At 67.1% G+C, this 3087-nt stretch carries 4 protein-coding genes; 2 read left to right on the top strand and 2 right to left on the bottom strand.

The annotated features are described in order from the left end of the window. Together KH616_RS23465 and KH616_RS23460 are read right to left on the bottom strand one after the other, a co-directional pair. The coding region (locus KH616_RS23465; protein ID WP_292252374.1) for a TlpA disulfide reductase family protein at positions 1 to 539 on the bottom strand (539 nt) is incomplete at its 3' end. Between the two features lie 7 nt (positions 540 to 546). Beyond that, the gene (locus tag KH616_RS23460) at positions 547 to 1191 is read right to left on the bottom strand and encodes a UDP-N-acetylmuramate--alanine ligase (protein ID WP_292252372.1); all 645 of its coding nucleotides are present in this window, start codon (positions 1189 to 1191) and stop codon (positions 547 to 549) included. A 68-nt stretch (positions 1192 to 1259) separates the two neighbouring features. Between KH616_RS23460 and mpl the strand changes: the two genes are divergently transcribed. Continuing rightward, the gene (mpl, locus tag KH616_RS23455; RefSeq protein ID WP_292252371.1) at positions 1260 to 2813 is read left to right on the top strand and encodes a UDP-N-acetylmuramate:L-alanyl-gamma-D-glutamyl-meso-diaminopimelate ligase; all 1554 of its coding nucleotides are present in this window, start codon (positions 1260 to 1262) and stop codon (positions 2811 to 2813) included. Beyond that, the coding region (locus KH616_RS23450; protein ID WP_292252370.1) for a YqiA/YcfP family alpha/beta fold hydrolase at positions 2810 to 3087 on the top strand (278 nt) is incomplete at its 3' end. The genes mpl and KH616_RS23450, both read left to right, overlap by 4 nt.

Below are 3087 nucleotides of genomic sequence, written 5' to 3'. Positions count from 1 at the left end.
AGGGTCTTTTTCAGCTCGGCCGGCTGGATTTGTACCAATTTTGTCTCGCGTACTTTGCCATTTTCGTCGATGACGACCGTAAACGGCAGTGCGCCGGCCATATTCCCGAAATTGCGGGCCAGATCGGCGCCTGCATAACCGCTGACGAAGATCGGGTAGTCGACCTTGAGCTTCTGCAGGAAGTTCTTCACGTTCTGCGCGGAATCGACGCCGATCCCGACGAAGCGGATGTTTTTCTTCCCGTATTCGTGCGACAACGCGACGAGCTCCGGCATTTCCTCGACGCATGGGCCGCACCACGACGCCCAGAAATTGACGACGATCTTCTGGCCTTTGAATGCGGCGAGCGATGCCGGCTTGCCGTCGGCATCCGTGACGGCGGCCGACCATAGCTGGTCGACCGGGCCGCCGGCGGCGGGCGCCGCGTCGTCGGCGTGCCCGACGGGCGGGGCGCCCCGGAACCAGTGCCCGGCAGCGAGGCCGCCCGCTATCGCGATGACCGCGACAAGGACAGCCGCCAGCATTCGTTTCGTGTTCATCATCGGCTCAGTGCGTTTCGGAAGGTGAGTCGCTCGCATCGACGAGCGCGCGCAGCGTGGCCGCATCGGCGCGTGCCAGCCGGCCGCGCGCGTCGGCCTTGACCGCGCCGCGCAGGTCGTCGCTCGAATACAGCGAAACGTGAATGCCGACCGGCTCCGCGCCGCGCAGGGCGCGCCACAGGAAGCTCAGCGTTTCGACGTCGCCGCGGCCGGCGAAGTGCCGCGTCTCGGATACGTCGTACTGGATGTTCTGGTTCAGCAAGTGGATCGCGACTTCCTTCTGGCTGTCGGAAAACGTCTGCAGGTGGATGTCGGAGTGCGCGTTCGCCGTGCCGTTCAGCACGGCGCCCGTCACGTACGGATGGAAATCGGCCAGCCGGCGCATCCAGTCGAGCGCGACTTCGCGCAGGCGGCGCAGCTCGTCCGGCTGCGTGTCGCTTTGGAACAGCGTGAGGTATTCACGCAGTTCTTCCTCGATCAGGTCGTTATCCGGCAACCATTCGTTGGCAACGCGCGAATCGCCGAGCAGCTGGCGTGCGGCCTTGCGCTTCGCGCCGGCATAGTCCAGGCCATCCTCGGCGATGAGGCGCGCGGCCGCCTGGGCAATTTCCTCGCGGACGCGCCGCGGATCGACTAAGGGTTTGCGAGACATGATGCGGCAATCATACTCGATCGCCACCCCGCCCGGCCGTGACGTGCGACCGCAGTGCCGCGCGCCGTATGCGTCGTTCGGTGCGGCGGGCGCGGCAGACCGTCAGTTACAATAGCGCTCTTTGTGTCGCGGCGACGCGCGCCGGCCGCGCGGCTTGGCTTGTCCGGTGCGCCGCAACACGTTTCAATCCGAATCGAAGGCGCCCGGCGGCGCGAAAGCATTCCTCTATGCACATCCATATTCTTGGTATCTGCGGCACCTTCATGGGCGGTCTGGCCGTGCTCGCGCGCGCGGCGGGGCATACGGTCACGGGCTGCGATGCGGGCGTCTATCCGCCGATGAGCACGCAGCTCGAGGCGCAGGGCATTCAGCTGATCGAAGGCTACGGCGCGGATCAGATCGACCTGAAGCCGGATCTGTTCGTGATCGGCAACGTCGTGTCGCGCGGCAATCCGCTGATGGAGGCGATCCTCGATCGCGGCCTGCCTTACGTGTCCGGGCCGCAGTGGCTCGGCGAGCATGTGCTGGCCGGCAAATGGGTGCTTGCGGTGGCGGGCACGCACGGCAAGACGACGACGTCGTCGATGCTCGCGTGGCTGCTCGAGGACGCAGGCCTGAACCCCGGTTTCCTGATCGGCGGCGTGCCGCTGAACTTCGGCGTGTCCGCGCGGCTGACCGATTCCAGCTTCTTTGTGATCGAGGCGGATGAATACGACACCGCCTTCTTCGACAAGCGCTCGAAATTCGTTCATTACCGCCCGCGCACGGCAGTGCTGAACAACCTCGAATTCGATCACGCAGACATCTTCCCGGATCTCGCCGCGATCGAGACGCAATTCCATCATCTCGTGCGCATCGTGCCGGGTGTCGGCCGGATTGTCTCGAACGGCCGCGAGGCGGCGCTCGAGCGCGTGCTTGCCCGCGGCTGCTGGAGCGAGGTCGAGCGATTCGGCGTCGACGGCGGCTGGCAGGCGCTGCCCGCCGAGGACGGCGTGCCGGTCGACGAGCGCTTTGCCGTGTACTGGCGCGGCGAGCGCTTCGGCGAAGTCGCGTGGCAGGTGCAGGGCGAGCACAACCGGATGAACGCGCTGGCCGCGATCGCCGCCGCGCGCCACGTCGGCGTGCCGCCGGCGCAGGCCGCGGCTTCGCTCGCATCGTTTCGCAACGTGAAGCGGCGGATGGAAGTGCGTGGCAGCGTGAATGGCGTGACCGTCTATGACGACTTCGCGCATCACCCGACCGCGATCGAAACGACGATCGCCGGCCTTCGTGCGCGCATCGGCCGGGAAAACACGCGCATTCTCGCGGTGCTCGAGCCGCGTTCGAACACGATGAAGCTCGGCGTGATGAAGGCGCAGCTGCCCGGCAGCCTGGCCGACGCCGATCAGGTATTCGGCTACGGTTCGCCGTCCGGCCGCGACGCGCTCGGCTGGAATCTCGCCGACGCACTCGCTCCGCTCGGCGACAAGGCGCAGGCGTTCGACGATCTGCATCGGCTGGTGAAGGCGGTGACGGCTGCCGCACGGCCCGGCGACCACGTGCTCGTGATGAGCAACGGCGGTTTCGGCGGCGTGCACCAGAAGCTGCTCGATGCGCTCGACGCCGGCGGGAGCCGCGCGTGATCCTGTATCTGCACGGCTTTCGCTCGTCGCCGCAATCGATGAAATCGCGGCTGCTCGCGGCCCGCATGGCCGAGCAGGGCCGGATCGGCGAGTGGCGTTGCCCGTCGCTGTCGATGTCGCCGCTCGCGGCCGTTGCCGCGGCGGAAGCCGAGGCGGCCGGCGCGCGCGACGTGACGGTGATCGGCAGCTCGCTCGGCGGCTACTATGCGACGTGGCTTGCCGAGAAGCACGGCTGGAAGGCGGTGCTGCTGAATCCGGCAACCGCGCCGGAGCG

This window comes from Burkholderia sp., assembly GCF_018375725.1.
Lineage (GTDB): Bacteria > Pseudomonadota > Gammaproteobacteria > Burkholderiales > Burkholderiaceae > Burkholderia.
This window is presented reverse-complemented; position numbering and strand designations above follow the sequence as displayed.